Annotated in this window: 1 protein-coding gene and 3 tRNA genes; 2 read left to right on the top strand and 2 right to left on the bottom strand. The window is 41.6% G+C overall.

Translation table 11 applies throughout. The features are described 5' to 3' along the window. Positions 1–129: 129 nt before the first annotated feature. A tRNA-Ala gene (locus AN944_RS20885) sits at positions 130–205 on the bottom strand. 105 nt (positions 206–310) lie between these two features. Further along, positions 311–1,720, bottom strand: a complete 1,410-nt coding sequence (gene gltX, locus AN944_RS20880) for a glutamate--tRNA ligase (RefSeq protein WP_055026571.1) — start codon at positions 1,718–1,720, stop codon at positions 311–313. Positions 1,721–2,232: 512 nt separating this feature from the next. Between gltX and AN944_RS20875 the strand changes: the two genes are divergently transcribed. Together AN944_RS20875 and AN944_RS20870 are read left to right on the top strand one after the other, a co-directional pair. Next, positions 2,233–2,308: transfer RNA gene (locus tag AN944_RS20875), tRNA-Val, on the top strand. A 36-nt stretch (positions 2,309–2,344) separates the two neighbouring features. After that, positions 2,345–2,420 (top strand) — tRNA-Val (locus AN944_RS20870). Positions 2,421–2,425: the final 5 nt, after the last annotated feature.

The raw sequence follows: 2,425 nt of genomic DNA, 5'->3' as shown, positions 1-2,425 counted from the left end.
CCGCCGTGAAAGGGCGGTGTCCTAGGCCTCTAGACGAAGGGGACCCGGACTGGCGTTATACTCTACCAAAGAGTGAATAACTCATTAAGCTCTGTAGGCTAAAACTTAATGCTTTGATTTAAATATAATTGGTGGAGCTACACGGGATCGAACCGTGGACCTCTTCGCTGCCAGCGAAGCGCTCTCCCAGCTGAGCTATAGCCCCTCAACTATACTTAATACATTTGGACATGCTGCGATAAATTATCACGTTGTGTCTCAACTGCGAGGCGCATTCTATGCAGCCTCGCCAAAAGTGTCAACTCGTTTTTTAAGAATTTATTCTATCTGCTACAAATTCAATCGCTTTGGATATTCTTTGTTCGCAACGAGCCTTTCCAACTAAAAATAAGGTTAAATCTACAGCAGGTGACATGCCAGCGCCTGTAACGGCTACACGTAAAGGCATTCCGACTTTACCCATTCCCACTTCAAGTTCTGCAGCAGTATCTTCAATTGCTTGATGTATTGCTTCAACTGTCCACTCTGGTAATGCAGAAATTTTTTGCTGAATTAGCTTTAACGGCTCCATGGCTACGCCACGTAAATGTTTTTTAGCGGCATTTTCGTCAAAACCATCGAAGTCTTCGTAAAAGTAGCGGCTAGAAGCTGCTAACTCTTTCAAGGTTTTTGCTCTTTCAGATAATGCAGTAACAACTTCAGCTAATGCTGGGCCGTTTGCTGTATCAATTTTTTGGTCATCCATGTGCCATTGAAGATGCTTTGCTACATATTCTGGAGCAAGCTCCTTAATGTAGTGTTGGTTCAACCAATTCAGCTTTTCTGTATTAAAGGCAGAAGCGGCTTTATTGATATCGTCTAGTTTGAATAGCGAGATCATTTCTTCCATCGAAAACACTTCTTGGTCGCCATGTGACCAACCTAAACGTACAAGATAGTTAAGCAGTGCTTCTGGTAAGTAACCATCATCACGATATTGCATTACACCAACAGCACCATGACGTTTTGACAATTTTGCACCGTCATCACCTAAAATCATCGATACATGAGCATATTCAGGTACTGGTGCACCTAATGCTTTAAGGATGTTAATTTGACGAGGGGTGTTGTTGATGTGGTCTTCACCACGTACAACGCAAGTGATACCCATATCCCAATCATCTACAACTACACAGAAGTTATAAGTCGGCGTACCTTCTGTACGGGCGATAATTAAGTCATCTAAAGTGTCATTAGCAAATTCGATACGACCACGTACATGATCATCAAATACCACACTGCCTTCTGTCGGGTTCTTAAAACGGATGACAAATGGTTCATCAGTATCACGAGGCTCAAGATCACGACAGTGACCATCATATTTTTGTGACTCACCATTCGCAGCTTGTTCTTCACGCATTGCTTCAATACGCTCACGGGAACAATAGCACTTATAAGCAGTACCTTCTTCTAGCATCTGCGTAATGATTTCGTTATAACGATCGAAACGTTTAGTTTGGTAATATGGACCTTCATCCCAAGTTAGTCCTAACCATTCCATTCCTTCAAGAATGGCTGCACATGCTTCAGGTGTTGAACGTTCAATATCAGTATCTTCTACACGTAAAACAAACTCGCCTTGGTTTGCGCGGGCATAAAGCCAAGAATAAAGTGCTGTTCGAGCACCACCTACATGTAAAAAGCCTGTTGGGCTAGGAGCAAAACGCGTCTTAGTTGTCATAATGGGACACTAACCTATTTCAAAAACGTCTATATAAAGACAGATATAATAAAGTGGCCGATATTCTATACCTAAACTACCTTATTATGCGAGTTTCACTTTTGATTATATAAGCTGGGTCGCTTTACTTAAGTGATATTGTTCTTGTGAAGAAAAACTATAGCTAACAAGCGAATGTCTTGCTGCTTGAAGTTTACTAATTACTGAATGAGTTCTTGATTGCACAAGATAGATTTAATCTGGATAAAGTTCGGCGATTAAAATTAATGCTAAAGCTTAAATTCTTGATACAAGGTTAATGACGAAAGTAAGAAAAAGAAAAGACATGAAAGCTTATGATCCTAAGCACTTGCTTAATAATGCATCAAAAGGTTAAGTGTTCATGTCTGTTATGGGTTTAAAGCGTTTAACAATTCAGCAGTGTGCACGTTTTTAGCGCTGCTAAGCTTTGTTTCGTGAAAAAGTCGTTGACAGTATTTTGTTGCTCCCTATAATACGGCCCCACACAGCGAGGTCGATTAGCTCAGCTGGGAGAGCACCTCCCTTACAAGGAGGGGGTCACTGGTTCGAGCCCAGTATCGACCACCATTCTTTTTTAAGAATTAAATCATTGTGTAAATCCCAGGTCGATTAGCTCAGCTGGGAGAGCACCTCCCTTACAAGGAGGGGGTCACTGGTTCGAGCCCAGTATCGACCACCATTCTT

The sequence above is a fragment of the Shewanella sp. P1-14-1 genome (genome assembly GCF_001401775.1).
Classification (GTDB): domain Bacteria; phylum Pseudomonadota; class Gammaproteobacteria; order Enterobacterales; family Shewanellaceae; genus Shewanella; species Shewanella japonica.
This window is presented reverse-complemented; position numbering and strand designations above follow the sequence as displayed.